Origin of the sequence: Desulfosarcina sp. (genome assembly GCF_033791525.1) — a bacterium.
Taxonomy (GTDB): domain Bacteria; phylum Desulfobacterota; class Desulfobacteria; order Desulfobacterales; family Desulfosarcinaceae; genus Desulfosarcina.
This window is the reverse complement of the sequence record NZ_JASJGN010000412.1, coordinates 1-4,027: the sequence shown is the minus strand read 5'-3', so window position 1 is coordinate 4,027 and position 4,027 is coordinate 1. Positions and strand designations below refer to the sequence as shown.

2 protein-coding genes are annotated in these 4,027 nt (G+C 52.4%); one reads left to right on the top strand and one right to left on the bottom strand.

Annotated features, from left to right (window positions below; translation table 11 throughout):
* Window positions 1–1,072: aminotransferase class V-fold PLP-dependent enzyme (locus tag QNK41_RS20045; protein WP_319260707.1), on the top strand; the 1,072-nt coding region annotated here is incomplete at its 5' end.
* Window positions 1,073–1,194: 122 nt separating this feature from the next.
* On the opposite strand, the gene QNK41_RS20040 is transcribed toward QNK41_RS20045, so the two are convergent.
* Window positions 1,195–3,630 (bottom strand): phosphoenolpyruvate carboxylase, encoded by a 2,436-nt coding sequence (locus QNK41_RS20040; protein WP_319260704.1) that lies wholly within the window; start codon window positions 3,628–3,630, stop codon window positions 1,195–1,197.
* Window positions 3,631–4,027: the final 397 nt, after the last annotated feature.

Here is a 4,027-nt window from a genome sequence, read left to right as displayed (position 1 = left end):
CAACCCGGAGAACGCGGTCTGCGGCACCATGACATCCGGCGGCACCGAAAGCATTCTCATGGCCATGAAAGTATACCGGGATTGGGCCCGCGCCGAAAAAGGCATTGCCGCGCCGGAGGTCATCATGCCTCACACCGCCCACCCGGCCTTCGACAAGGCGGGGGAGTATTTCGGCATCCGTATGGTGCATGTGCCGGTTTCGGAGCCTGATTTCCGAGTGGATCCCAAGATGGTGGAGGAAAAAATCACCCCCCATACGGCCGCCGTCGTCGGCAGCGCCGGCAACTACCCCTACGGCCTCATCGATCCCCTGGAAGAGTTGTCCGAGATTGCCCTGCGACACCAGATCGGCTTTCACGTGGACGGATGCCTGGGCGGATTCATCCTTCCCTGGATTGAAAAACTCGGCTACGACCTGCCGCTCTTCGATTTCCGCCTGCCGGGTCTCACCTCCATGTCCGCCGACACCCACAAATACGGATACGGCCTGAAGGGCACCTCTGTGGTGCTTTACAGCAACAGCAACCTGCGTCGCTACCAGTATTTCAACGTCCCTGACTGGTCCGGCGGACTCTACGCCTCGCCCACGGCGGCCGGCAGTCGCTCGGGCGGCTTGACGGCCGCAACATGGGCGTCCATGATTTACCTGGGAGAAGAAGGATACCTGCAGGCCGCCCGTCGGATCATGGACGTCGCTGACGCCCTCAAGGCCGGCGTCGACATGATCCCTGAACTGACCCTGATCGGTGATCCCACCTTCGTCATCAGCTTCCGCTCCGACGACGTGGACATCTACCACGTCAACGATTTCATGAAGACCAGAGGCTGGCGCTACAACTGCCTGCAGCTTCCGCCGGCCCTGCACTTTTGCGTAACCATGCCCCAGACGGCTGTTCCCGGACTGGCGGACCGCATGGTGGCCGACCTGAAGGAAGCCGTCGTCTACGCCCGCTCCAAAGCGGGCACTCAGGCCGAAACGACGGCCCTGTATGGTCTGGCCGGTTCCCTGGAGGGCAACCAGCAGGTCACCGAAATGATATACGGCGCCCTGGATTACCTGTATGCGATATAGGAACCGTCATTGGGATCGTTTTCGTCACGCCGACGGTTTAGAATCGTACCATCTGAAAACCGGCATGTTAACCCGGTGCGGCCCAATTCGAAGGACGGTGGTGGCTGGAAAAAAAATGCAAACTAGGCGGAATTTCTGCTGGCGTTGATATTGCCGTACAGGGACCGCTCGACTATTTTTTCGTAAAGCGGTTGACGCGTGGCATGCTTCTCGATTTTCTGCAACGCATACTGCTGGATGACCAATAGCGGCAAAACGATGCCTTCCCGGATCTCGATCGATTTTCTCGACACCGGTTCCTCTTCCATCAACTCCCGGTAGCCGGAAATGAGCAGGACCATCTCTTTTGACAGTCGATATTCCTCAGCCAGCATGTTCCAGAAATCGGAGTAGACGGGGTCCCCGGCGATATAGCCGGTCAGTTCAAAATAGCATTTGGATAGCGCCATCATGCTGTTGAGAATCAGGGCCTTAAAAAATGGTACGTCGTTGAACAGTCGTTTTAGCTGATCTGTCTTGCCGTCATCGACCAAGGATTGGATTGCCGTGCCGATACCGTAGTAACCGGGAACATTTTGCTTCAATTGGCTCCATGAACCCACGAACGGGATCGCCCGGAGGTCATTGAAATCCAGTTTTTCCTTGTCGCCTCTTTTGTAGGGCCGGCTGCCGATATTGGTTCTGCCATAATAGTTGAGTGTGCTTTTGTTTTCCAGGTAGGCAATAAACAGGTCGTGGTTTTTAAGGGCCGTGTACTTCTCAAAGCTTAAATGCGCCAATTTGTCGATAAGTTGTCTTGAATCGTCGGGAATCGCGTTCTCCTGTTCCAACAGGCTCGAGGACAACCCTGCGGTTAGCAGCTGCTCGCAATTGTGTATAAAGTGCGCTTTCGACCCATACATGCTGGTAATCGTCTGGCCCTGAATGGTGAGTTCAATGGCATGATTGGCAATGTTTTTGCCAAGTGAGGCATAAAAACGATGGGTTTTGCCTCCCCCTCGCGCGGGCGGGCCGCCCCGGCCGTCAAAGAATATGGCCTTGATTCCGTGGCGGTCGCAAACCGCCGACAAGGTCTCTTTGGTTTTGTAGATCGACCAGTTGGCCTGCAGATATCCGCCGTCTTTGGTTCCGTCAGAAAAGCCCAGCATGAAGGTCTGTCTGTTACGGCGCTGGACGATGTGGGCGCGGTATTCCGGCACATCAAAGAGTGCCTGCATAATGGATCCGGCGTTTTTCATGCCTTCCATCGACTCGAACAGCGGTATGATGTCGACAGGCAGGTCATTTTTTCCCCAGCCACACCAACGGAAAAGGCAGAACACAAACAAAACCGAAAAAATGTCCTCGGCGTGACTGATGATATACCGGTTACACCCTGATTCCCCGTTTTTGCGCTGGATGTGCTTGACCTGGACGATCGTTCGGACCGTATCTTTGACCAGCGCGTCGTCAAACTGACCGGGATGAACGGAAATGTCCGCGTTCACCAGCATGGCAATTGCTTCGGCTGTTCCCAACTCATCCAGGCTATGCGCAATCAGGTTCTCCTGTTTAAGAATGGCTTCGACGGTCTGTTTGTGGACGCCATGGTTTTGCCTGATGTCCAGAGCGGCGAAATGCGTTTTGAATATGTTGACTTTGTCGATCAGGGTCTCCAGCTCGTCGAGATACAGACTGTTGTAGTTCTCTATCAGGGACGCTCTAATAGCAACGAGTGGATTGACAATCTCATCGTATCGCATCGTTATTGTCGGGTCGAACATCGTCTTGTAGAGCCTGGTCCGCAGGTTGTCGAGGATCGCTTCGATGCCCCTGAAGGTTAGTTTTTGCGCCAATCGCTTCACATCCTGGTAATAGCACTTCATCAGATTCATGCGCAGCTCGTCAGCGACGTCACTGGTCGTCTCTGAGGTGACGAAAGGATTCCCGTCACGGTCCCCGCCAGGCCAGAATCCAAGCTGAATGATATGGGGACAATTGAAAAAAGTATCCGGGACGTGCCGCTTGATAGTTGCGTATAGCTCACCGACGGCCTCGTAATAAACATGTCGAAGCAGGTGGATTATATTTTTGGCTTCGTCGAGGGGCGTCGGTTTTTGGGCATTGATCAGTGATGTTAAGCCCAGTTGCTGAAGGGTCAGATCGATTTGATCGATATCGTTTCGCGCAATCATTGATTTCAACTTACCAAGGATATCCAGCACCGCAGGAGAATAAAACTGCGTTGGATGGGCCGTCAACACGATGCGTGCACTGAAACAGGACAGGTTGTCCGCTATTTTGTGGCTTTTTTTACTGCTGTCCAGCAACGTGATGCAATCTTTCAGCGATAAATGATTGCCGAGCTTAACCAGTTGCTCGAATGCGGCATCCTCCACGCTGTCGTAAAGCACGACCTGCCGTTCAACATACCGGATGACGTGAAACATGAAATCAATTTTCTCTTCTTCCGTTTTTATATCGGTGTGGTTGCTGAAAAAAGAATCCAGTATCTCAAGCGGTTCACGTCGGGAGTCAAGACCCTGCTTGCATAAATGCTGCAGCAGAGGAATTAGCATTCCAGTGTTGCTGACCTTCTGGAAAGGCAGATTCAAAAACAAGCTGTTGTAGACATCGAACTTATTCTTTACTGCTTTTAAAAATGCTTTTAATCTCAATGGATTATTCATCGGTTTCATTTCTTCGATTGAGCAGCGTACCGGTTCACTGAACCCCAATGCTGTATAAACAGTATGGAAAAAGATAGCTAACTAAAAGGTATTATACTGAATATAGCCAGTTTTCTACCATTTTCTGGATGTAACCAACGGTGATTTCCAAGAATGGCTCAGTTTTTCTCATTGTGTTTACCTTCCAGGAAAGCTGGAGGACTTCAGATCCCGTGTTGTCAAGGGATCGCGGTAGCCGATTACAGCTTCACCCTTGACGCCTTGGCTCTGAAGCCCTCCAGCTTTT